The 22,009-nt window shown below is 38.8% G+C and carries 22 protein-coding genes and 1 other annotated feature; of the genes, 2 read left to right on the forward strand and 20 right to left on the reverse strand.

Annotated features, from left to right (window positions below):
* The first annotated feature begins 41 nt into the window (after nucleotides 1-41).
* Nucleotides 42-836 (forward strand): pyrroline-5-carboxylate reductase, encoded by a 795-nt coding sequence (gene proC, locus HZ311_RS06650; RefSeq protein ID WP_010734082.1) that lies wholly within the window; start codon nucleotides 42-44, stop codon nucleotides 834-836.
* Nucleotides 837-968: 132 nt separating this feature from the next.
* On the opposite strand, the gene HZ311_RS06655 is transcribed toward proC, so the two are convergent.
* The 10 genes from HZ311_RS06655 to yfmF form a co-directional block, all read right to left on the reverse strand.
* Complete coding sequence (locus tag HZ311_RS06655; protein WP_034691573.1) at nucleotides 969-1,322, reverse strand: hypothetical protein; 354 nt, start codon at nucleotides 1,320-1,322, stop codon at nucleotides 969-971.
* Between the two features lie 8 nt (nucleotides 1,323-1,330).
* Complete coding sequence (locus HZ311_RS06660; RefSeq protein WP_010734080.1) at nucleotides 1,331-2,071, reverse strand: hypothetical protein; 741 nt, start codon at nucleotides 2,069-2,071, stop codon at nucleotides 1,331-1,333.
* A 529-nt stretch (nucleotides 2,072-2,600) separates the two neighbouring features.
* Entirely contained in the window at nucleotides 2,601-3,569 is a 969-nt protein-coding gene (locus HZ311_RS06665) for a hypothetical protein (RefSeq protein WP_137072960.1), read from the reverse strand.
* Nucleotides 3,570-3,808: 239 nt separating this feature from the next.
* Complete coding sequence (gene rny / locus HZ311_RS06670) at nucleotides 3,809-5,365, reverse strand: ribonuclease Y (protein ID WP_010734077.1); 1,557 nt, start codon at nucleotides 5,363-5,365, stop codon at nucleotides 3,809-3,811.
* Nucleotides 5,366-5,653: 288 nt separating this feature from the next.
* Entirely contained in the window at nucleotides 5,654-6,694 is a 1,041-nt protein-coding gene (gene recA / locus HZ311_RS06675) for a recombinase RecA (protein WP_178946547.1), read from the reverse strand.
* A gap of 105 nt (nucleotides 6,695-6,799) precedes the next feature.
* Nucleotides 6,800-8,044: a competence/damage-inducible protein A gene (locus tag HZ311_RS06680; protein WP_023520517.1), complete on the reverse strand. Its 1,245-nt coding sequence runs from the start codon at nucleotides 8,042-8,044 to the stop codon at nucleotides 6,800-6,802.
* A 226-nt stretch (nucleotides 8,045-8,270) separates the two neighbouring features.
* Nucleotides 8,271-8,849: a CDP-diacylglycerol--glycerol-3-phosphate 3-phosphatidyltransferase gene (pgsA, locus tag HZ311_RS06685; RefSeq protein ID WP_178946548.1), complete on the reverse strand. Its 579-nt coding sequence runs from the start codon at nucleotides 8,847-8,849 to the stop codon at nucleotides 8,271-8,273.
* 171 nt (nucleotides 8,850-9,020) lie between these two features.
* The gene (locus HZ311_RS06690; protein WP_010734073.1) at nucleotides 9,021-9,911 is read right to left on the reverse strand and encodes a helix-turn-helix domain-containing protein; all 891 of its coding nucleotides are present in this window, start codon (nucleotides 9,909-9,911) and stop codon (nucleotides 9,021-9,023) included.
* 295 nt (nucleotides 9,912-10,206) lie between these two features.
* A complete protein-coding gene (yfmH, locus tag HZ311_RS06695) occupies nucleotides 10,207-11,496 on the reverse strand; it encodes an EF-P 5-aminopentanol modification-associated protein YfmH (RefSeq protein WP_023520520.1) in 1,290 nt (429 codons plus the stop codon).
* Nucleotides 11,489-12,757, reverse strand: a complete 1,269-nt coding sequence (yfmF, locus tag HZ311_RS06700; RefSeq protein ID WP_010734071.1) for an EF-P 5-aminopentanol modification-associated protein YfmF — start codon at nucleotides 12,755-12,757, stop codon at nucleotides 11,489-11,491. Before yfmF ends, yfmH begins: the two co-directional genes overlap by 8 nt.
* A gap of 222 nt (nucleotides 12,758-12,979) precedes the next feature.
* Between yfmF and mscL the strand changes: the two genes are divergently transcribed.
* Nucleotides 12,980-13,444 (forward strand): large conductance mechanosensitive channel protein MscL, encoded by a 465-nt coding sequence (gene mscL / locus HZ311_RS06705; RefSeq protein ID WP_010734070.1) that lies wholly within the window; start codon nucleotides 12,980-12,982, stop codon nucleotides 13,442-13,444.
* A 35-nt stretch (nucleotides 13,445-13,479) separates the two neighbouring features.
* Here the strand turns inward: mscL and HZ311_RS06710 are convergent, their stop codons facing one another.
* The 10 genes from HZ311_RS06710 to HZ311_RS06755 all read right to left on the reverse strand — a co-directional run bounded on the left by HZ311_RS06710 (nucleotide 13,480) and on the right by HZ311_RS06755 (nucleotide 21,999).
* A complete protein-coding gene (locus HZ311_RS06710) occupies nucleotides 13,480-13,917 on the reverse strand; it encodes a GNAT family N-acetyltransferase (protein WP_023520523.1) in 438 nt (145 codons plus the stop codon).
* A 93-nt stretch (nucleotides 13,918-14,010) separates the two neighbouring features.
* Nucleotides 14,011-14,256: a Veg family protein gene (locus HZ311_RS06715; protein WP_010734068.1), complete on the reverse strand. Its 246-nt coding sequence runs from the start codon at nucleotides 14,254-14,256 to the stop codon at nucleotides 14,011-14,013.
* Between the two features lie 116 nt (nucleotides 14,257-14,372).
* On the reverse strand, nucleotides 14,373-14,948 hold the full coding sequence (locus HZ311_RS06720; RefSeq protein ID WP_019724411.1) for a sigma-70 family RNA polymerase sigma factor: 576 nt from the start codon (nucleotides 14,946-14,948) through the stop codon (nucleotides 14,373-14,375).
* Nucleotides 14,949-15,025: 77 nt separating this feature from the next.
* The gene (locus HZ311_RS06725) at nucleotides 15,026-15,556 is read right to left on the reverse strand and encodes an NYN domain-containing protein (protein ID WP_010734066.1); all 531 of its coding nucleotides are present in this window, start codon (nucleotides 15,554-15,556) and stop codon (nucleotides 15,026-15,028) included.
* Nucleotides 15,557-15,559: 3 nt separating this feature from the next.
* Nucleotides 15,560-16,423: a 23S rRNA (guanosine(2251)-2'-O)-methyltransferase RlmB gene (rlmB, locus tag HZ311_RS06730; RefSeq protein ID WP_023520524.1), complete on the reverse strand. Its 864-nt coding sequence runs from the start codon at nucleotides 16,421-16,423 to the stop codon at nucleotides 15,560-15,562.
* Nucleotides 16,407-16,811 carry a Mini-ribonuclease 3 gene (locus HZ311_RS06735; RefSeq protein ID WP_010734064.1) on the reverse strand — a complete coding sequence of 135 codons (405 nt, stop codon included), beginning with the start codon at nucleotides 16,809-16,811 and terminating at the stop codon, nucleotides 16,407-16,409. The genes rlmB and HZ311_RS06735 overlap by 17 nt, the downstream gene beginning before the upstream one ends.
* Nucleotides 16,808-18,220 (reverse strand): cysteine--tRNA ligase, encoded by a 1,413-nt coding sequence (gene cysS, locus HZ311_RS06740; protein WP_023520525.1) that lies wholly within the window; start codon nucleotides 18,218-18,220, stop codon nucleotides 16,808-16,810. Before cysS ends, HZ311_RS06735 begins: the two co-directional genes overlap by 4 nt.
* On the reverse strand, nucleotides 18,204-18,752 hold the full coding sequence (epsC, locus tag HZ311_RS06745; protein ID WP_010734062.1) for a serine O-acetyltransferase EpsC: 549 nt from the start codon (nucleotides 18,750-18,752) through the stop codon (nucleotides 18,204-18,206). Before epsC ends, cysS begins: the two co-directional genes overlap by 17 nt.
* A gap of 82 nt (nucleotides 18,753-18,834) precedes the next feature.
* Nucleotides 18,835-19,068: a binding site (T-box leader), on the reverse strand.
* On the reverse strand, nucleotides 19,065-20,525 hold the full coding sequence (gene gltX, locus HZ311_RS06750; RefSeq protein WP_010734061.1) for a glutamate--tRNA ligase: 1,461 nt from the start codon (nucleotides 20,523-20,525) through the stop codon (nucleotides 19,065-19,067). (Overlaps the previous feature by 4 nt.)
* Nucleotides 20,526-20,850: 325 nt before the next feature.
* Nucleotides 20,851-21,999, reverse strand: a complete 1,149-nt coding sequence (locus tag HZ311_RS06755) for a PIN/TRAM domain-containing protein (RefSeq protein ID WP_010734060.1) — start codon at nucleotides 21,997-21,999, stop codon at nucleotides 20,851-20,853.
* Nucleotides 22,000-22,009: the final 10 nt, after the last annotated feature.

The raw sequence follows: 22,009 nt of genomic DNA on the forward strand, positions 1-22,009 counted from the left end.
TGAGAAAAAAAGCTATGCTAAAAACCAAAGGAGAGGATTACATGAAAATCGGATTTATCGGTACAGGAAATATGGCACAAGCAATTATTCATGGTATCTTAGCAAATAATCTAGTGGCTAAAGAAGATATTTTTGTTTCAAGCGGTCATTATGAAAATGCCCAACGCTTTGCTGGTAAAGTTGGGGTCAATGCTTGCCAAACCAATCAAGAGATTGCTGAAAAAGCAGAAATCGTTGTTTTGGCAGTGAAACCAAAAATCATCGAACAGGTGTTAAATGAATTACGCGACCATCGTAAACAACAGTTGTTTATCTCAATTGCTTCAGGAAAATCGCTTGCAACACTAGAACAAGCACTGGATCCAGAAGCTGCTATCATTCGTGTGATGCCCAATGTCAACGTGAGTGTTGGCGCGGGTGTTTCTGCAATCTGCAAAAACCAAGCAGCAACAAATGAACAGTTGACACAAGCGACACAAATCTTTGAAGCGATTGGTAGTGTCTACCCTTTAGCAGAAGATGATTTCAGTACATTTATCGGATTGGCTGGAAGCTCACCTGCTTTTATTTATATGTTGATCGATGCAATGGGACGTGCAGGTGTTTTACATGGACTACCTAAAAAAACAGCAACAGAAATTGCCGCTAAAGCGATTTTAGGTTCCTGCCAAAAGTTCCTAGCAAGCGATGAAAATCCTTGGGAATTAGTTGATCAAGTATCTTCTCCAGGCGGAACGACAGTTGCCGGTGTCGTCGCATTAGAAGAAGCTGGGTTTATCCCTGCAATCATCACAGGGATCACGAAAACAATCGAAAAAGATAAAGAAATGTTGTAAACGAAGAAGCGATGCAAGGATAGACTGAAAAAAATAAAATTTAATATTGTTAAAACAAAACAAGCCGAAGAATCCTAAAACGCCTGTGCCTACTTCTGGATTCTTCGGCTTGTTTATATTGAACAATTGCTATTATTTCTTGTTTCGCTGTGTAAACAAAATTACCCCATATAAAATTAGTATTCCTACAAGTATTAATATAGCGTACAAAAAACGTGTAATCTCAAATTTTTCAACCCCAAATGAGCTTACTATTTTAGGTGGTAAGTAAAAACACAAGAAGAGAAGAACCACATATTGGATTTTTCTTATCCTAGTTTCATTCTTAAACGGTTTAACGGATAAAAATGGAACGCCAAAAACATAGCCTAAACCACTGGTTGATATTAGTATGGATTTATTTCCTTTCAATAAAAACTCAACCAAGCCGATAAAGACTAATACAAGTAAAAATATAACTAGTAATTTAACGATGTATTTCTTCATAAGGTTAGTCACATCGTTCGATGCTGCGTTCCATGATATACCGTCCATGAGTCATTCCATACTTCTCGAACATATAATCCAATCCAACCATTACCACTAGTGTCTAAAGCCGATGCAATGGCTGCTCCACTAGATAGACCATATGCCCCCATATACTCAAGTAAAAATTCTGCTGCAATTGTTGCAATACCAAATACACCAGCTGTAAAAGTAATTAAAGACGCAATCCCTATATTTACTAGCGACCCAAATATATTTTTCCCTACAGCTAAATTCGTATAATTCCATGAGGTATATTTCAGCCTTAGTAGATTATTTGAGAGATCATCTAACCCATTTTTTTCACTATTTTCGACTATCAATGGGTATTTTTCAGTTATTTGTCTATATTCACCATCATTATTTTTTTCTTTTTTCTCGACAATCACTTCACTACCTGTTCTTGTTACAGCCATTGTTTCTAATGTTTGTAAATTAGTAACCTCTGCGGCCAATACATTATTGTTTCTATCTAGCAACTGAATAATATGCTCATTGTTTTCATCGAATTGATTAATCTTAGCAGTATTCTTATAAGTGATAACCGCATCATTAAATAAATCCGTTTGATAAGATTTAGCCTCTGTCGTTGTTTTTTCTTGATACTCCGAGGCAAATACTGACTCATTAACTCCTAAAACCGAAAATACTATAACACTAGCTAACGTACTGATTGTGACAGATAAGGTAATGATTTTAGATTTAATCATTTATACTCCTCCAACAATATTTTGTGAGAAATCTCTCTAAATATTAAACCACATATTTAAAGCCCTGCATTAAATAATTTATGTTTTTTTATTATTGACACAATAAACGCAATAACATACTGATAAAAAAAAACACTAAATCACTTGCTTACACCAGAAAAACAACTATAAAATAGTTATTTTAAAATTAAATAATAACAATAATATATAAAAATCCTTGTAAATTCACTTTTTTCTGTTACCTTAGAACTGAATAAACGCCGAGAACATCCGTAACCTCTTCGAGAATAAGACTGCACATTTTTATGCTTACTGTCTTAGTAATCGAAGAGGTTGTTCTTCATATTTTAGCTGATACTTACAGTAGTAAAATTATACTTTATCTCTATGCTATTTTTTTTGGCTAGTGTCCTTTACTGTTCGTTTTACAGACTAACCTGTTTTCCCTTCACGATAGACTGCTGGTAAGTGATTGTCGCGTTGATCTCTTTACTAACCTTTTTGCCATGTCTTATGATCTTTGCAGAATCTACCGCTCCATCTCTTGTTTGAGCAGGTACTTCTGTCGACATTTTGGTACTGCTTGTTTCTTTTCTAAACGTTTAGCTTGTTCAATCACTAAAAAAACACCTGTTTGCATCGTCGTTGCACCACTAAACAGCTTACTATCTCCTAATCCTTCTTCTTTTGTCTCTCTTTTGACGCGGGGGTTATCGTGGAACTCATTTTTATCCTCACCCCCTCTCATGATCCTTGCAAAATTCGCTACTTCATCTCTTATTTGAGTAGATCTTGTCGGCGTCATTTCAGACAATTCTTGCTTTTTTTCTAAATCTTTGGTTTGTTCTAAAACAAAGAAATTAACTGTTTGCATCATTGCTAACACAGTGAATAGCTTGCCATCTCCCATTTCCTCTGCCTTTGTTTTTCTTTTGACACACGGTTGGTTATAGAACCTATTTTGATTGGCAAAATCTCTTATAATCGTTGCAAGCAATTGAGCATCCGTCAATTTGAACTTAGTAAATAATAAAGGGTCTGTTTGAAATGCTTTGATGACAGTTTTTTTAGATGACTGAGGGGCATTTTGCTTTTTTGCTACCGCTGTAACAAATTGATCAAAATTAGGAGGTTCAAAATACTCTGCGTAGCGTGCAAGAAAATCATCTTTCACATTTTGTCCACTCAGCAAAAATCCAGTAGACGTTAGCCCATATTTAACAATATCATATGTTCCTGAAACAATATGTGTGGTTTCATGTGTGATCGTTCTCTCTGGAGGTACTGCCATTTGGATTCCTTGTAAAATTTCTGGTCTTTTATGGAAAGCATCCGCTACAATAACGATGCGACACTCAGCATCTTCTTTCAATACAAAGGCATAGGCTTTCGGATCATCATTACTAATGGAATAATAGGCATGTGTCTTCTCATCTAGCACAAAATCAGTCGAAACGACCCAAATATTTTCAAATCCCCAGTCTGCTGTTCGACGCAAACATTGTTCGCCTTTTGTTGCGATCGAAAGGAGTCGCTCGATTGATTCCTTTAAAATCTTCTCTTATTGAAAAGAAGGTGGTATATCAAGGAATTTTCTTAAGTATTGACCTTCGACTGTTTCTGCGATTTTATCTACTTTTAATAATTCTAAACACACATCTTTGACTAAAGTCAATAAAAAAAATGACCCAACAGACTAATCTAATCTGTTGGGTCATCCTATATTTTAACTATTTTTTATTTCGCATAATCGGTTGCACGAGTCTCTCGGATCACGATTACTTTGATGTGTCCTGGGTAATCCAGATCATCTTCGATGCGTTTACGGATATCGCGTACTAAGCGTACCGCGTCTAAATCAGAGATTTCTTCTGGTTTGACCATGACGCGTACTTCACGTCCGGCTTGGACAGCAAAACTTGATTCAACACCGGCAAAGCTGTTTGAGATCGTTTCTAGGCTTCTCAAACGACGGATATAGTTTTCCAATGATTCGCTTCTTGCACCTGGGCGAGCTGCTGATAATGCGTCTGCAGCGGCAACTAGGACGGAAATAACAGAAGTCGCTTCGACATCGCCATGGTGAGAGGCGATCGCATTGATCACAACTGGATTCTCTTTGTATTTCGCTGCTAGTTCTGCACCGATCTCAACATGTGAGCCTTCAATTTCATGGTCTAATGCTTTCCCGATATCATGCAGCAATCCCGCACGTTTCGCCAATTGGATATCTTCGCCTAACTCCGCTGCTAAGATTCCTGATAATTTCGCTACTTCGACCGAGTGTTTCAACACGTTTTGGCCATAACTTGTTCGGAAATGTAGACGACCCATGATCTTGATCAAATCTGGATGAAGCGTATGTGCGCCGACTTCAAAGGCTGCTTCTTCTCCATATTCTCGAATCCGTTCGTCCATTTCTTTGCGTGATTTTTCAACCATTTCTTCAATACGCGCTGGATGGATCCGTCCATCTTGAATCAGTTTTTCTAATGTCATTCGTGCGATTTCTCGACGAATTGGATCAAATCCTGAAAGAACGACTGCTTCTGGTGTATCATCAATGATCAAATCGATCCCTGTAAGGGTCTCAAGGGTCCGAATGTTTCGTCCTTCACGTCCGATGATACGACCTTTCATTTCGTCATTTGGCAATGTCACGACAGACACTGTCGTTTCAGAAACTTGATCTGCTGCACAACGTTGGATAGCCAATGAGAGCAAGTTCTTCGCTTTGCGATCTGCTTCTTCTTTTGCACGTTGTTCTGATTCTTTTACCATCAAGGTCAGTTCATGATTCAACTCTTCTTCGGTTGATTTCATGATTACTTCTCTTGCATCTTCTTTCGATAAACCAGCAATTTTTTCTAATTCTTTTTGTTGATCTTCAATCAATCTTTCAACGTCTTTTTCTCGCTCTTCAATTAATTGCTGTTTTGAACTAAGTGCCTCTTCTTTACTTTCAAGTGAGTTTTCTCGTTTTTCTAACGAGTCATCTTTACGATCTAACGTTTGTTCGCGTTGGATCAATCGATTTTCTTGAGATTTTAGCTCTAATTTACTTTCTCTCAGCTCACTTTCAACTTCAGAACGATATTTCTGATTTTCTTCCTTAGCTTCCAACAATGCTTCTTTTTTTAGAGTTTCTGCTTCTTTTTTTGCACCTTCAAGAATACTTGCAGCTGATGTTTTTGCACCAGCAATTTCTTTCTCATGACGTGACTTCGCAACCATAAACCCTAAACCAAGACCGACAATTAAACCGATGATAGCGAGGAGAATGTTGAGTCCCATTAAATCCACCTCCATACTATCTTTTCCATTTTTATCATCTACCAATTTCTATGATAAATTATTCTAAACTATAAATATGCTGTTGCATATGTGCATAAAAACCTGCACAAGTTTATTCTAATGTTTGTTTCCAGTAGTGTCAACTTTAAATACGAAAAGAAACGGCTTCCTCGTTTTTCAAAAAAGGGAGGTTTTGAGCGAGTGATGACTTATTTTTTTGTGCTTATTCTAGAGAAAAATAAAAAAACATCCGGTAGTTATTAGACTACCGGATATCCGCTTATTTCTTTATTCATCTAGTGGTAATTCTTCTTGTGCTTCTTCTGGTGCATCAACTGGTTCACCGATGCCATAAGCTGCACGCACTAATGTAGATACTTCAGCCATCATCTCTGGATGATTTGACATATAGATTTTCGCGTTTTCACGACCTTGACCAATGCGATCTTCTTTGTAAGAATACCATGCACCACTCTTGTCAACGATATCTTTTTCAACTGCCATATCCAATAGCTCGCCTTCTTGAGAGATACCTAAGCCATACATGACATCGACTTCAGCGATTTTGAATGGTGGCGCTACTTTATTTTTTACGACTTTGATCTTTGTACGGTTACCGACAATGTCCGTTCCTTGTTTCAATTGTTCAGCACGACGTACTTCCAAACGGATCGTTGCATAGAACTTCAGCGCACGTCCTCCTGGTGTGATTTCTGGATTACCGAACATCACGCCAACTTTTTCACGAATTTGGTTGATGAAAATCGCGATCGTTTTTGTTTTGTTGATCGATCCTGACAGTTTACGTAAGGCTTGAGACATCAAACGAGCTTGTAACCCTACGTGTGAGTCACCCATCTCACCGTCGATCTCTGCACGTGGTACTAAAGCTGCTACTGAGTCGATAACGACAATATCTACTGCACCACTTGATACTAAAGCATCAGCGATTTCTAATCCTTGTTCTCCTGTATCCGGTTGAGAAAGGAGTAATTCATCGATATTTACCCCTAATTTTTGGGCATATTGTGGATCTAAGGCATGTTCCGCATCAATAAAGGCGGCAGTCCCACCATTTTTTTGGACTTCTGCGATTGCATGAAGTGCAACCGTTGTTTTACCTGAACTTTCTGGACCGTAGACTTCAATGATCCGTCCACGAGGATAGCCACCTATCCCTAAAGCAACATCTAGTGCAAGAGAACCACTTGGAATTGTCGAGATTTGTTGGTCGATTTTTTCGCCCAGTTTCATGATCGAACCTTTCCCATAGTTCTTTTCAATTTTTTTCAATGCAGCATCTAAGGCTGCTTTACGATCATCTGCCAATACGATAATCCTCCTTATTTTTACGACTCAAAGTAACATTTCATTACGTTTATAATATCTTTTTTATTTATAAAAAGCAAGCGAAAACCGAACAAATATTCGCATTTATTTTTTTCTTAATAGTTGCTTTCTTAGCAGATCAAATCCTTGCATAATCGCGCTATTTCTGATTGCCGAACGGTCTCTTGTGAAGTGACATTCTTTTGTTTCTACGCCTTCTTTTGATGCAACGGCAAGCCAAACTGTACCCGCAGGATGTCCTTCTAATGTGTCGGGTCCCGCTACGCCAGTAAACGCTACGGCATAATCTGTACCAACGAGTTGGCGTGCTCGAATCGCCATTTGTTCGGCGCATTCTTTACTGACTGTGCCAAACTGCTCTAACAGGTCTGGATCGATGCCTAAGAGCTTTGCTTTGGTCTCTGCTGAATAAGTCACAAAACCACCAGAAAAGACTTGAGAGACGCCAGGAATCGCTCCTAGTGCGGATTGAAAGCCTCCGGCTGTCAAACTCTCAACTGCTGTGACTGTCTTCCCCTGTTCTTTCAGTAGATCCACGACGGCTTGTGGCAACGAATAGTCATCCCCATAGCCATAAAAATATTCACCGACACGGGCTTGGATTTTTTCTTCTAGTGCGTGCAACGCTTGATTCCCTGCATGGATGTCTGACGTTTTGACGGTCAATCTCAGTGTGACTTCATTTGGTTTGGCATAAGGAGCAATCGTGGGATTGATTTGTGTAGCAATCAAGTCTTTTAGATCGGTTACTAATTGTGATTCACCAATGCCATAGAAGCGCAACACTTTTGAGATCAGTTTTTCTTCTGAAGGGAATTGTTGTTCTAACAAGGGGCGTACTTGTTCTACAAACATCGGCTTCAACTCACTCGGTGGCCCAGGAAGTAAAAGATAGGCATTGCTTTTCGTTTGATAAAACGTGCCTAACGCTAAGCCAGTTCGATTAGGTAATGGTGTGCCACCTTCAATGATTTGGGACTGTTGTAAATTGTTATCCGTCATTTTTCTTTTTGTCGTTTCGAAAAATGCCAACAGTTTCTTGTAACCTTCTGTATTTTGGATCAGTTTTCTATCAAGGTGTTTTGCAACAACTTCTTTTGTTAAATCATCTTCTGTTGGTCCTAATCCACCACATAAAATGATTAGTTCACTTCTTGATTCAGCTAACTGGAGTAACTCCTCCAAACGAGTCGGATTATCCCCGACAACTGTGTGATAATAGACATCGATTCCTAGATCTGCTAACTGTTCTGATAAAAATGTCGCATTCGTATTCACGACTTGTCCAAGTAATAATTCTGTTCCTACTGCTATGATTTCAGATTTCATATTTGATCGCTTCCTTTAGTTGAGGTTGCTTTTGCAACATCTCTATTTATCTGTAAATCAGTCTTTGTTCGACTAATTATCTCTACCAAATAGTATACGCTATTTGCTGATAGAATCATTTCTCCTTGCTCAATTTATTCTTGTGATTGCGTCTATGTCAAAAAAATAAAAATCAGACCGGAAATGACCGATCTGATTGCAAGGTTCACTAAGTGACTCTATGATTTTACATGGATCCTTTGAATACGCCACGATTCTTGATAAAGTAATCGACACCTGAATAGATGGTAAAAATCAGACAAGCGTATAACATGATTTGATCAAGGGGTACATTGATCAAGTTGAATGGGATATTATTGATGAATAATAAAATGATCGCAATCATTTGAGTAGCTGTTTTTACTTTTCCAGGCCAAGCAGCTGCCATGACTTCCCCGTCCTCGACAAGCAATAATCGTAACCCTGTTACAGCCAACTCACGACAAACGATGATCGCAATCACCCATGCTGGCGCTCTTCCTTGACCTACCAACATGATAAAAGCTGTCATAACTAACATTTTGTCTGCTAATGGATCAGCAAATTTTCCGAAGTTCGTCACTAATCCTCTGGAGCGAGCAATTTTCCCATCTAGCCAATCCGTCACACTTGCTAAAGCAAAAATGATGGCACCTACTAGCTGAGTGATCGCTAATGACGTTGTTCCTACCGTTAATTGCCCCCAATCTAACGGAAGGCCGACGACTAAAATAAACACTGGAATCATACAGATTCTAAGTACAGTTAATTGATTTGGTAAATTCACAAGAACGACTCCTTTCTTTCCTATTTTACGTCAGTCCAGCAAAAGTTTCCACCAATAGTCTCTCAATTGCTAAACAAATCTTTCACTACATTATAACCTACTATCTAAACAAGAAAAGAGAGCCCAACACGAGATTCCGGCTCTCTTTTACACGGTTGATGTTTAAACTAGTTATTCTGCATACTGCAAGGAAAGTGAAATATTCTTCAGACTCGTATTATTTGGGCCTGCGTTGATAGGCAGTTCTTCACCATTTAATTTGACCGTTGCATTACTCGCTGCTCCAAGTGTGATCATTGCATTTGTCGTATTTTCTGGAAGTTCTGTTGTTTTTGTATCATTGGCAACCAAGGTTTCTTGATAGTGATAGTCAAACGTATTGTTCAATTGGACACCAATCCAGACACGTTCACTTGCTGTAAATTCCAATGTGATCGGTTTTTTCGCATCTTTTACCTCGATTGAAAGCGCACTTCCTGTGTCTTGTCCCGGTGTGATGATCATTTTTTTCTCTTCTTCTGTTGATTTTGTTGTCGATTCCACGGTCGATTCAACCGTTGATTCACTTGACTCCGGTTCTTCTTCCGTGATCGAACCATCGACAGATACCGTTGAAGCTGTTCCACCAATGATCGGCTCCGATTGACGGTCTTGCCATGACATATATGCCACTACTGTGATAATTGCTACAGCGACTAATCCTAATAAAATCACTGGCAGACTTGTCCAGAATTTTGTTAGATTCTTTTCTTCTTCGTGCATGGCTTTTCTTGAACCACTCACTGTTTCTGGTTCTGGTCGTTTTTTGATGGTCTCATCTGCGAAAGATTTTTTCCCATCAAAAACATCCACTAAATAATCACCATCTTCACCAACAGCTTCTGCATATTGACGAATAAATGCACGAACATAAAATTTACCTGGCAATTGATCAAATTCGTTTTGATCGATCGATTCCAAGTAACGTTTTTGGATCTTCGTCATTTGTTGTAATTCATCTAATGATATTTTTTTGTTTAAACGGGCTTGCCGTAATTTTTCCCCGATGGTTTCAAAAGCCACTCGTTCATCTTCTCCAGTCTGTGTATTCTAGTCAGAAGGTGCTTTCTCTACTGAGGATCGACCATTTTTTCTGACTGCTTCTCATTGAATTTTTGCTTTATTCATGCTCAATGTATAGTGTTCCCTCTATATTGATCAATCTTGCACTCAATCTACTTAAGAATACCACAAAGCGAACTTACTTTGGACAACATTTCATCTGTTTTAAAGTGAAATTTAAAACTTTCTTTTATTCTTACAAAAAGCATGACGAAACAGCGAGTATGTCCAATAAATTCAGAGTTTTTTTACTGTTTCACTTTTTTGGCTGCATATAAAATTCACTAAACACATCAGCATTGATAAAAGAGCGTCCTACTTGAAGAAGATCCGTCATCTGGATTGATTCAATGATTTCTGGCAAATCAAACAATGTTTGGTCACCAAATAGACTTTGTGTAAATTGATTGGCGATGTATTCGATGGAGTTCAATGATTGGAAATACTGCCCTAACATTTTCTTTTTCAATAAGTTCAAGTTTTCTTCTGTGATTCCTTCGTCATGTTCAAAGTTCAATAGAATCTCTTTTATTTTTTTTACTGCTAGTTTTGGTTGGTCCGAATCGCCACTGAAGTCAGCAAAATGAAATTCACGATCTAAACTAAACTCAAAGCCAAAACTATCATCAATAATTCCTTCGTTGTAAAGGGCTAAATAGTTTTGTGCAGTTGGGCCTAAAAGTAATTGTAGTAACAAACGAATCGCTGTTTTATATCTGAGCAATTCTCTCCCATTTTCAGGTAACACATCGATTCCTTTGATCCCTAACACAAATTTTTCTCGTGTGATCGCTGCTTCTAAGGTACTTATCGGCAGAACATCTGCTTGATTTTCGGGAAAGAATCGTTCGATTTTTTGAGCGGGTGGAAATTCTTTGGTAGCTTGATTGTGGCGAATTTGCTCCATCAACTGTTCTGGTTCCAAATTACCAACTACAAATAACACCATATTGCTTGGTTGATAAAAGGTGCGATAGCAAGTATATAGATCCTCTGCTGTGATGTCAGCAATACTTTCCACCGTTCCTGCAATATCGATGTGTAATGGATGATTGGGGTATAGATTGTTTAAGATACCAAAGAATAACCGCCAATTCGGATCGTCTTCATACATCTGGATTTCTTGACCAATGATCCCTTTTTCTTTGTTGACTGTTTCTTCAGTAAAATAAGGTGCTTGAACAAAATCAAGTAAGGTCAAAAGATTCTTTTCTACCTGATCTGTCGTTGAAAACAAATAGCTGGTTTTTGTAAAGCTCGTGAACGCATTCGCTGATGCTCCTTGTTGACCGAACAACTGGAACACATCGCCTTCTTCTTTTTCAAATAACTTATGTTCCAAGAAATGCGCGATCCCATCAGGAACTTTCACTTTTTCCGTTGCATCATAGGGAATAAATTCATTGTCGATCGACCCATAGTTCGTACTGAATAAACCGTATGTTTTGTGATAATCGTTTTTTGGTAACAAGTAAACCGTCAAACCATTCGGTAAGACTTCGTGATACAGTGTTTCATTGATTTGACTGTACTCTGCTTTATGCATTCTCTTCACCTCCAGCTAAAAAGAAAATTGCTTGTAATTCGATTTGGTTTGCCACTTCTTGAATATCTTCGATCGTTACACGTTCCATGCGAGCCAGCCATTCCTCGTCCGATAGTTCAGTATCAGGAAGCCAGTGTGCTAAATAAGCGGATTCGATTGCAGCTTGTGGCGAATCCAAAGACAACAAATAGTGATTACGTAACATTGCCTTGGTTTGTTCAAGCTCCAATTCAGTGACTTCGCCATTTTGTAAACTTGCCAGTTGTTGATGGATCAAGTGCAAGACTTGATTACGATTTTTGGTCTCAATGCCTGTTTGTACAGTCAATAACCCACGAAAAGTATCAACGTTGCTAGACGCATAATAAGCTAAGCTTTCTTTTTCACGTACATTCATGAAAAGTTTGGAGTGAGGGAAGCCTCCGAACAAGCCATTAAAGACCATCAATGAAAAACGTTCTGGCTGATCGTAATAAACATTGGTTTGATAGGCTAGGTTCAGTTTGGCTTGCACCACTGGTTCTTGGATTTGTCGTTCCTTGATCACGTTGTTTTGTGTTTGTTGATAAAAGATTTCTGGTCGTACCACTTTTCGCTCAGTGAAAGGAAGCTCTTTTAACGCTTCGATTGCCATTGTTTCTTCGATATCACCCACTACAAAAATATCCACTTGGTCTTCTTTGATCATACGTGCATAATATTCTGCTAAGGCACTTGATGTGATATTTTCGAGTTCTTCAACGGACCCCATACTTGGGATTTTTTGTGCATCTGACTGTTCAAAATATAATTCTTGTAATGCTAATGAAGCCATTGTTTGCTTATCTTCATTTAAGCTTTCCAAATATTGCTTTAAGTTATTTTTCTCTAAATCAAATGTTGCTTGATCAAATGTTTGATTTTTGATGTTAGGGTAGAATAATACCTCTTTTAAAAAGGAAACGGCATTCGTCAAAATCGTGCTGTCATTGACATACGCACCATTGACGAAACTGATTCCCGCATTCATCCAATGTAGATTGCCTTTTTTCCGAACAGAAAAACCGAAACCAGCTCCATACAAATCAGCTAATTTTGCACTTAATTGTGTCTGATCCGGATAGTTCAAGCTATTCGTCTCTAATAAACTACTCAGTAATGAACGTTTGGTGACGATGTCTTTTTCTAAGGCTGTGGTGAACCGTACAAAAATACGGATCGTTTTAAATTGTTTGGTTGGTAGCACATGAAGGTTGACACCTTCTGTCAATTGATAGGCCATAAATAACTACTCCTTTTTGTCATGATCCTTGGATCTCTTAGCGATGATCGTTGTTGTTTCAACGACATAAAAGTTCTCTTTTTTTGTCCAATTTTTTTAAAAGTCACTTTCTAGTATAGCATACAAGTGATTGAACGAACGTGTGGGGATATTATTAAGCGTGTTGTTTTTACATTTTTTTATTCTTCGATATACTAGGATTAACAAGAAAGGAGAAAAACAATGATCAAAGAATTTAAAGAATTTATCATGCGAGGTGATGTGCTAGATCTAGCTGTCGGTGTAGTGATCGGTAGTGCTTTTACGGGCATTGTGAATCAAATCGTGCAAGGTCTGATTACTCCCTTAATTGGTTGGGTCGTTGCAATGATCACAGGTACCTCTGATTTGGATGGTGCATTGTCTGTTCTTGATTGGTCACCTGCGAAAGGGGTCACCTTTTCTTTTGGGAATGTTATTAGTGCAATTATTACATTTGTCATTACTGGTTTTGTTCTATTCCTAGTGGTCAAAGCAGCCAATCATGCGAAAAACTTACGTCCAAAAGAAGAAGAAGTGGTGGAAGACAAACCCACTGCGGAAGATTATCTTAGTGATATTCGCGATCTATTGGCACAACAAACAGCTGAAAATAATGCACGCCCCACTGCCCAAGCAACTTCTGAGAGCACGGATCCTAAAGCGTGAGATAAAAAAAACAGAAGGAAATCCTTCTGTTTTTTTTATGCTTGTTTTCTCATGTCTAAGTGGGGGATTCCATCTTCTAAATATACTTCTGAGATTGCCTGAAAACCAAAGGATTCATAAAATGATTGTAGATATTCTTGTGCCCCGATCACGATCGGACGTCCAGGTGCATTGGCTTCGATCGCCGCTAATGTTTGTGCCACGATTTTTTGTCCTAACCCTGACTTGCGATGCGCCTGATTGACCAAGACTCGTCCAAAATGAACTGTGTCTTCTTCTGCATAAATACGTGTATATGCCAAAATCGTACCATCTTCATCTTTAAAATAAGTATGCCATGCGATTTCATCGATCTCATCGACTTCTTGGTAAGGACAATTTTGTTCAACAACAAATACGGCGATTCGCTCTTTCACGATTGCATAAAATTCTGCTGTTGTTAGTTCTGCAAATTTTTTTACATAATGCTTCATCATCAGGACCTCCGTTCTTTCTTGCTAATAGCATAACGAGTTAGATACAAAAAAGCAAACGAACCTCATATATAATCTAGGTCCGCTTGCTTTTTAAACTGCTTCAGTTAAAAATTCGATCTCAACTGTTCGAGTAAGTACATCTGAATAACTGTAAGATACTCGTTCAAATGAATTTTCTTCAGGATCTAAGTCTACGACAAATACTGAAGGATAGGTTTCTGTTAAAACGCCTCGGCGTTCCGTTTGACGCTTTCTTCCGGTCTGTGCAACCAACATGATTTGGCTGCCGATACGACCTTCTAAATCTTTTTTGATTGTAGCTAAAGTTAGTGGCATACAATTCACCTCAATTACTATCATACCATATATAGTAAAATTTTTCAAGTTTACCATATCAAAAAAAGAAATGCAATAGAAATAAGTAAGAAAAACATTAGTAATGCTATAAAAAATCACTCATTATAATCTTTCAGATGTTTTTTTATCTTATATTTCACTCGACCGTAAGCGCTTTTTATTTGCTTCAGATCCATTGATAATTCTCTCTCCATCTCGCTAAAATCATTGCCTTGCATGTAATGTTGAAAGATTTTTGCCTCTTTTGATGAGAATTTGATATCACAGTCCTCGAAAGCTTCTTTTAATAGTAATTGTTGCATCGCAACAGGTTCTTGGATGGTGATCTCGGCTAAAAAATCTGGTCCTTCTGTCGCTATTTTTTGTTCAATAGAAATTTCATTTTTTTGGTCTCGACGTTTTAGCGCGTTTTGCTTACGCAATAAAGAGTAGATTTGGTTACTGATAATACTTTTGTAATAACTCCCAAAACTGACACCTTTATTATTTTCGTACGTTTTAAGTGCTTGATATAGAGCAATCCTTGCTTCTTGTTCCCAATCTTCACTTACATAATTCCTTAGATAATAAATATTTTTCAACCGTAATAATAACGGGAAATATTTTTGATACAGCATAGAAAATGCTTCTTCATCTCCATTACGGGCGGCGCACAATAACTCCTCGGACATAAAATAATTCCTCCATAACTTTCGATTATGGAGGAATCTTACCATCAATTCATTGAATAACTAATCGTATCTGGCTGTTATTTTTCTTTTCTCATTAAATCGTCCAATTTTTGGGACAATTTTTCTAATTGTTCTTCATTCCACGGAGAATTTCGTCGAAAATCAATAAAACGCATATTTATATTATCTTGGGTAATATTTTTTTCTGTTTTTTTGATTGTTTTATATAATTCGTACGCGGAAGTTCGTAAGGCACCTTGTGAAAAAATCACCCATTGTTCCGCTAAGTCACTCGTTGCGACAGTCACTTGCGTCAAACGAGTATTCAACTCTCCAGCGATCCGCTCGATATACGTATCTGCCGTTTCATCCTCTTTTGTGAAAACAACTTCTAATTGGTATTTTCGATAATTTTGTTGGATACCCGGCACTAATTGTGCATCAAAGACAACGATTACTTCTAGGCCTTCATATTTTGCATAATTCGATAAACGATGCAACAAGGCTTCTCTGGCATCCGCCATTTTATCTTGCTTTTTCAGTGCCACTAATTCCGGCCAAGAACCGATCATATTATAGCCATCGACGATCAACAGCTGCTTCTTCATGCCTTATCCCCCCTGACGCTGAGAAAAAGCCTGATACATCAGTAGCCCAGCCGCAACACTCGCGTTCAAGCTTTGAACATGACCGACCATAGGGATCGTTAACAACTCATCCATTTCTTTCTTCAAGCCTGCACTCATGCCACGACCTTCGTTACCGATCACTAACGCTATCGATCCTTTTGCATTCCATGATTGGAAATTCGTTCCTTCCATATCCGTTCCGAATACCCAAAATTGTTGCTCTTTTAGCTGCTGGACAGTTTGAACTAAGTTTGTCACACGAGCCACTGGCACGTATTCAACGGCGCCTGTCGATGTTTTCGTCACGATTGGCGTGATTCCGACTGCGCGATGTTTAGGAATGATGACACCGTCCACCCCACTGGCATCTGCCGTTCGTAAAATCGAACCAAAATTGTGAGGATCTTCGATACTGTCCAAGATCAAGAAAAAGGGTGTTTCCGTTTTGCTCTTCGCCTGTTCCAATAGTTGATCCAACGTCAGATATTCATAAGGCGTGATGGCCAATACCACCCCTTGATGAACACCACGATCACTCAGTAGGTCTAATTTCTGCTTAGGCACCCACTTGACCGGCACCGATTGTTCTCGAGCAATATTTTTCAACTCTTCAACCTTGTCGCCCCGTGAATCTTCTTGGAGGAACAATTTATTTCCACGACCTTGTTGCAAAGCTTCGACTGTCGCATGATGACCAAATACAAAATTGTCTTCACTCGTTGTGTCCTCTTGACCAACATAAACTGTTTCCTTCTTGGCACTACGTTTCTCATTGCCTTTTGTAAAACGTTGAGAATCTTTTTTGTTTCGTTTTTGATAATTACGTTCTTTATTTTCTTTCCTCATGGGTTTCACCTACTTTCTCAATACACCAATTGATCAATTCTTCCATACGTTCGGTTTGTTTTGTTAGATGTAAGTAGCCCATCAAGGCTTCAAACCCTGTTGCAACGCGATAAGTGGTAATATCCGCATTTTTTGCACTCGTATGGCTTTTGGCATTTCTACCCCTGCGATAGTAAAGTTCTTCATTTTCTGTTAACAGGTTTTCTTGCAACATTTGTTGGATCAAAAAAGCTTGTGCCTTTGCCGAAACATAGTGTGTCGCTGCTCGGTGCAGTTTATTCGGCTTTGTTTCACCTTTTTCAATCAAGTAATCTCGAATATAGATTTCGTAGATAGCATCTCCAACATAAGCAAGTGCTAAACCATTTAGTTGTGTATGATCTCTCATGCTTCTCTTCTCCAACGAGTACCTTGTGGAGTGTCATCTAACAAGATACCTTTTTCTTTTAATTGGTCCCGAATTTCATCACTACGAGCGAAATCTCGGTTTTTTCTGGCTTGTGTTCGTTCTTCGATCAGTTGCTCGATTTCTTCATCCAACATTTCTGCTGTCGTAAATAAGATACCAAAGATCGACAACCATTGGGTAAATAGTGCCTCACTTTTGGATAGGATCGTTTTGGAGACAGTCGGTTGTTCCAAATACGTATTGATCCATTTTGCTAATTCATAGACAACTGTGATGCCGTTAGCCGCATTGAAATCATCGTCCATTTCTTTGATGAATCGTGTCTCTAATTGTTCCAGTTCTGTTACCTGTCTCTCATCTTCCGACTGGGCTGCTACCGCATTTTCAAAACGGAAGTTTAGATTATCAAACGTATTTTTCAATCGCTGTAAGTTTGTCGCTGCTTCTTTCATCGTTGCTTCACTATAGCGAATCGGTCGACGATATTGTGTGGTTGCCATAAAGAAGCGTAACACTTGTGGGTCTACCTCTTGGATCATTTCGTGGACAGTGATAAAGTTCCCTAAAGACTTACTCATTTTTTGATCGTCTTCACCAATCGTCACATAGCCATTGTGCATCCAATAGTTCGCAAATTTTTTACCTGTTTTCGCTTCACTTTGGGCAATTTCGTTCTCATGATGAGGGAACTCCAAGTCTTGTCCACCACCATGGATATCGATTGTCTCACCTAAATGTTTCGTTGCCATCACGGAACATTCGATATGCCACCCTGGACGACCTTCGCCCCATGGCGATTCCCATGAAATTTCGCCTGGTTTTGCTTTTTTCCACAAGGCAAAGTCTAAAGGATCTTCTTTTTGTTGCTGTTCTGCGCCAGTACGTTGACTTGCACCAATCTCTAACTCGTCTATTGATTGATCACTCAATTGACCATAATCAGTAAATTTACGCGTACGATAATAAACATCGCCATTCGATTCATAAGCAAAACCTTTGGCGATCAATATTTGGATGAACACACGAATATCTTCCATGTGATCCATTACTCTTGGATGGCTCGTTGCTGGCTGCACATTCAAGGCTTTCGTATCTTCTTCAAAAGCTTTGATAAAACGATCAGCAACTTCAGGCGCCGTGATCCCAAGCTCATTGGCAGCCTTGATGATTTTATCATCCACATCTGTAAAATTCGATACGTAGTTCACTTGATATCCACGGTATTCCAAATAGCGTCGAATCGTGTCAAATGCAATCGTACTTCGGGCATTTCCAATGTGGATATAATTATAGACAGTTGGTCCGCAAACATACATTGAAACTTGTCCTTCTTTTAAAGGAACAAAAGTCTCTTTTTCTCTTGATAGCGTATTATAGATTTTTATCATTCTCATCCCCTACTTTCTCTCCATTGATTCGGACAACTTTTGCTGGTATCCCTACTGCTGTTGCCCCATCAGGTATATCTTTTAAGACGACTGCGCCTGCACCGATTTTCGCATCTTTTCCTATGGTGATCGGTCCTAAGATTTGGGCATTGGCTGACAACATTGCGCCTTTTTTGACGGTTGGATGTCTTTTCCCCGTTTCTTTTCCAGTCCCCCCTAAAGTGACACCATGAAACAAGACGACATCATCTTCGATTTCTGCTGTTTCTCCAATAACGATTCCCATACCGTGATCGATAAATACACCCGTTCCAATCGTCGCTCCTGGATGTATCTCTATTCCCGTAATAAATCGCCAAAATTGGGCATTCATTTTGGCAATCAAATAGAGACGATGGCGATATAAATAATGGGAGAAACGATGCCAAAATAATGCATGTAGCCCAGGATAGGTCAAAATGACCTCTGCTGTGGTACGCGCTGCTGGATCATTTTTCTTTACGGCAATGACAGCTCGTTTGAACCATTCCATCGACTTCCTCTCCTTTCCTTTTTCGACTGTATGTAAGAACAACGAAAGACAACTAAAAAACGTCTTTTAATAAGTTTCCTTATTAAAAGACGCTATGAGGCGTGGTTCCACTTTTTTTCATAATCAAATGATTATCTCTAACAGGTAACGTCTGCTATTCGTTCTTCGCTACTTTCAAGGATTGAGATTGATCAACCCCCTCTTCGCAAAGACCACTCCCAGAGGCATTTCAAAAAAGAACAATTGACAACTTACACCACCCGTTGACTCTCTTGAAACCATTCTTTTTTTACTTCTTTCTGTTCATCGTGTTTAGTTCAATACTTGGTTTAAATGTGCTAAAGATTTTTCTTTTCCTAACAATTCGATTGTTTCTGGTAATTCAGGTCCATGCATTTGTCCTGAAACAGCGACACGGATCGGCATAAACAGGTTCTTTCCTTTTACCCCTGTTTCTTTTTGTACTGCTTTGATTGCTGCTTTGACTGTTGGTGCATCTACCACTTCCATTTGAGTAAGTTGTTCTTTGAAAGCTTTCAACACAGTCGGAACCGTTTCACCCGCTAATACTTCTTTGGCTGCTTCATCTAATACAGGATGTTCGTTAAAGAATAATGTTGATACTTCAACGATTTCCGCTGCATAACTCATTTGTGGTTGGTACAGACGAACAATTTTTTTCACCCATTCGATTGTTTGTGCATCTGGATTTTCTTGCACACGACCATCAGCGATCAAATAAGGTAAACACATTTCTGTCAATGCATCTAGATCCATTTCTTTGATGTAATGGTTGTTCACCCATTGTAATTTTTTTGCGTCAAATGCTGCTGGTGATTTGCTCAAGCGCTGTGGATCAAACATTTTGATCAATTCTTCTTGACTGAACAATTCATCTTCACCGACAGGCGACCAGCCTAGTAAAGCAATAAAATTGAACATCGCTTCTGGTAAGTAGCCTAATTCACGGTATTGTTCGATAAATTGTAAAATCGATTCATCACGTTTACTTAATTTTTTGCCCGTTTCAGAATTGATGATCAAGGTCATATGCCCAAATGTTGGCGCAGTCCAACCAAATGCTTCATAGATCATTAATTGTTTTGGTGTATTCGCAATATGATCATCCCCACGTAATACGTGAGTGATCTTCATTAAGTGATCGTCAACAGCTACCGCAAAGTTATAGGTTGGCATACCATCGCGTTTTTGGATGACATAATCCCCACCGATATTGTCTGATTCAAAGGTGATATCTCCTTTGACCATGTCGGTAAACGCATATTCTGTATTGCGCGGCACACGGAAACGAATCACTGGTACAATACCTTCTGCTTCTTTTTTCGCTTGTTCTTCAGGTGACAAGTTCGCACAAGTCCCAGCGTAGTGAGGCATTTCGCCACGCGCACGTTGCGCTTCACGTTCTGCTTCTAATTCTTCTTCTGAACAATAGCATTTGTAAGCACGATTGCTTGCTAATAACTGATCGATCCATGGTTGGTAGATTTCTTTTCTTTCAGATTGACGGTAAGGACCGTATTCACCTGGATTTTCAGGTGATTCATCCCATTCCATCCCTAACCATGCAAGATTCTCTAATTGGCTTTTTTCGCCATCTTCAATATTTCGTTTTTGGTCAGTGTCCTCAATGCGGATAATGAAATCTCCATCATTGTGACGGGCAAATAAATAATTGAATAATGCAGTTCGTGCATTCCCAATATGCAAATGCCCTGTTGGACTTGGTGCATAACGTACGCGTACTTTCGTCATTTTCTTCCTCTTCTTTCAAACTAGACTTTGAGACGCCAAAAACAACTGACAATACAATATCTTATCAGATTGTTTTGGGTTGGATCTCCTTTAGCGATAAATGTTGAAATTTAAAGCTACTCAGCACAAATTTTACCTTTTATACGTTAAATAGTAAAGAGATTATGAAAAAGTCATTCAAATCTACGTAAGAAGGCGGGAATCGAAAAAATAGTTTGGCCTACTTTTCAATCCTCGCCTACTCCACCTAAACTGAGGAAACAAAAACCATCTCTCTAAAAAATCTGACGATGTCTAATTGCCTCATATTTACCATATTGCGTTTTTATTTCGCTTTTTTCTCATTTTCACGCTTATTGTCGATTCCTCTACCCGCATGAGCAGGTTTTGCAAAGATCATTCGTCCAGCAGCTGTTTGTAGTGCACTCGTTACCACGACTTCGATCCGTTCATTCATGTAATGTTGCCCATCTTCCACAACCACCATTGTACCGTCATCTAGATAAGCCACTCCTTGTTGACGTTCTGTGCCTGCTTTGACCACTAGTACATTCATATTCTCACCAGGGATAACGACTGGTTTCACTGCGTTAGCAAGTGCATTGATATTGAGAACAGGTACATTTTGAAATTCAGAGACTTTGTTAAGATTATAATCATTGGTCACGATGACACCATCCAATAGTTTTGCCAATTTGATCAGCTTACTATCTACTTCACTGATGTCTTCAAAATCACCATCATACATCTCAACTGAAATACCTTCTTCTTTTTGTAACGCATTCAAAATATCTAGTCCGCGACGTCCACGTACCCGCTTCAGGCTATCGCCAGAATCAGCGATATATTGTAATTCATACAGGACGAAATTTGGGATCATCAAGGTTCCTTCTAGAAATCCTGTTTTTGTAATATCGTAAATACGTCCATCAATAATGACGCTTGTGTCTAAAATTTTATATTTATGAAAATGATCATCTAATTTGCGTTCTAATAACTGACTTTCCACCTGACTAGGTGTTTCTTGCTCCACCTTTTTACTTCTAGGTCCAAATATTTTCTTCCATTCTTCGATGCGGGTCGTTCCCATTCGCAAGCCCAAATAGCCAAGGATCACCATCAATAAGATGGGTAAAACACTGTTCACAAAAGGTATTTCAATATTGTAAAGCGGCGTTGAGATCACAACCCCCAACGTTAGGCCAATAATTGCACCGATTGCGCCAAATAAGAGATACGTCAAGCTGACTTCACTTAATTTTTCTTCAATTTGCTTGATGACTGCTGTTATATGTTTTGCCAATAGCAAAGATAATAGAAAGAAAATAAGTGCACCTAACAAGCTATTGGTAAAGGTGTTATTCAGCCATCCATTCGTCTGTTGACCGACCGCCTGCCAAGCTGTAGGTAAAAAAGAAATCCCTAAGCTGGCACCAACGATGATCATCAGTAAGGTGATGACACGTTTTTGCATCCTGTTTCCT

Origin of the sequence: Enterococcus mundtii (assembly GCF_013394305.1) — a bacterium.
GTDB classification, from domain to species: Bacteria; Bacillota; Bacilli; order Lactobacillales; family Enterococcaceae; genus Enterococcus_B; species Enterococcus_B pernyi.

Excerpts from the sequence above, each read along its gene's own strand:
- proC (WP_010734082.1), top strand. The coding sequence starts at position 42 with ATGAAAATCGGATTTATCGGTACAGGAAATATGGCACAAGCAATTATT.
- HZ311_RS06655 (WP_034691573.1), bottom strand. The coding sequence starts at position 1,322 with ATGAAGAAATACATCGTTAAATTACTAGTTATATTTTTACTTGTATTA.
- HZ311_RS06660 (WP_010734080.1), bottom strand. The coding sequence starts at position 2,071 with ATGATTAAATCTAAAATCATTACCTTATCTGTCACAATCAGTACGTTA.
- rny (WP_010734077.1), bottom strand. The coding sequence starts at position 5,365 with ATGGGACTCAACATTCTCCTCGCTATCATCGGTTTAATTGTCGGTCTT.
- HZ311_RS06680 (WP_023520517.1), bottom strand. The coding sequence starts at position 8,044 with ATGAAATCTGAAATCATAGCAGTAGGAACAGAATTATTACTTGGACAA.
- yfmH (WP_023520520.1), bottom strand. The coding sequence starts at position 11,496 with ATGCATAAAGCAGAGTACAGTCAAATCAATGAAACACTGTATCACGAA.
- yfmF (WP_010734071.1), bottom strand. The coding sequence starts at position 12,757 with ATGGCCTATCAATTGACAGAAGGTGTCAACCTTCATGTGCTACCAACC.
- mscL (WP_010734070.1), top strand. The coding sequence starts at position 12,980 with ATGATCAAAGAATTTAAAGAATTTATCATGCGAGGTGATGTGCTAGAT.
- HZ311_RS06710 (WP_023520523.1), bottom strand. The coding sequence starts at position 13,917 with ATGAAGCATTATGTAAAAAAATTTGCAGAACTAACAACAGCAGAATTT.
- HZ311_RS06715 (WP_010734068.1), bottom strand. The coding sequence starts at position 14,256 with ATGCCACTAACTTTAGCTACAATCAAAAAAGATTTAGAAGGTCGTATC.
- HZ311_RS06720 (WP_019724411.1), bottom strand. The coding sequence starts at position 14,948 with ATGTCCGAGGAGTTATTGTGCGCCGCCCGTAATGGAGATGAAGAAGCA.
- HZ311_RS06725 (WP_010734066.1), bottom strand. The coding sequence starts at position 15,556 with ATGAAGAAGCAGCTGTTGATCGTCGATGGCTATAATATGATCGGTTCT.
- rlmB (WP_023520524.1), bottom strand. The coding sequence starts at position 16,423 with ATGAGGAAAGAAAATAAAGAACGTAATTATCAAAAACGAAACAAAAAA.
- HZ311_RS06735 (WP_010734064.1), bottom strand. The coding sequence starts at position 16,811 with ATGAGAGATCATACACAACTAAATGGTTTAGCACTTGCTTATGTTGGA.
- cysS (WP_023520525.1), bottom strand. The coding sequence starts at position 18,220 with ATGATAAAAATCTATAATACGCTATCAAGAGAAAAAGAGACTTTTGTT.
- epsC (WP_010734062.1), bottom strand. The coding sequence starts at position 18,752 with ATGGAATGGTTCAAACGAGCTGTCATTGCCGTAAAGAAAAATGATCCA.
- gltX (WP_010734061.1), bottom strand. The coding sequence starts at position 20,525 with ATGACGAAAGTACGCGTACGTTATGCACCAAGTCCAACAGGGCATTTG.
- HZ311_RS06755 (WP_010734060.1), bottom strand. The coding sequence starts at position 21,999 with ATGCAAAAACGTGTCATCACCTTACTGATGATCATCGTTGGTGCCAGC.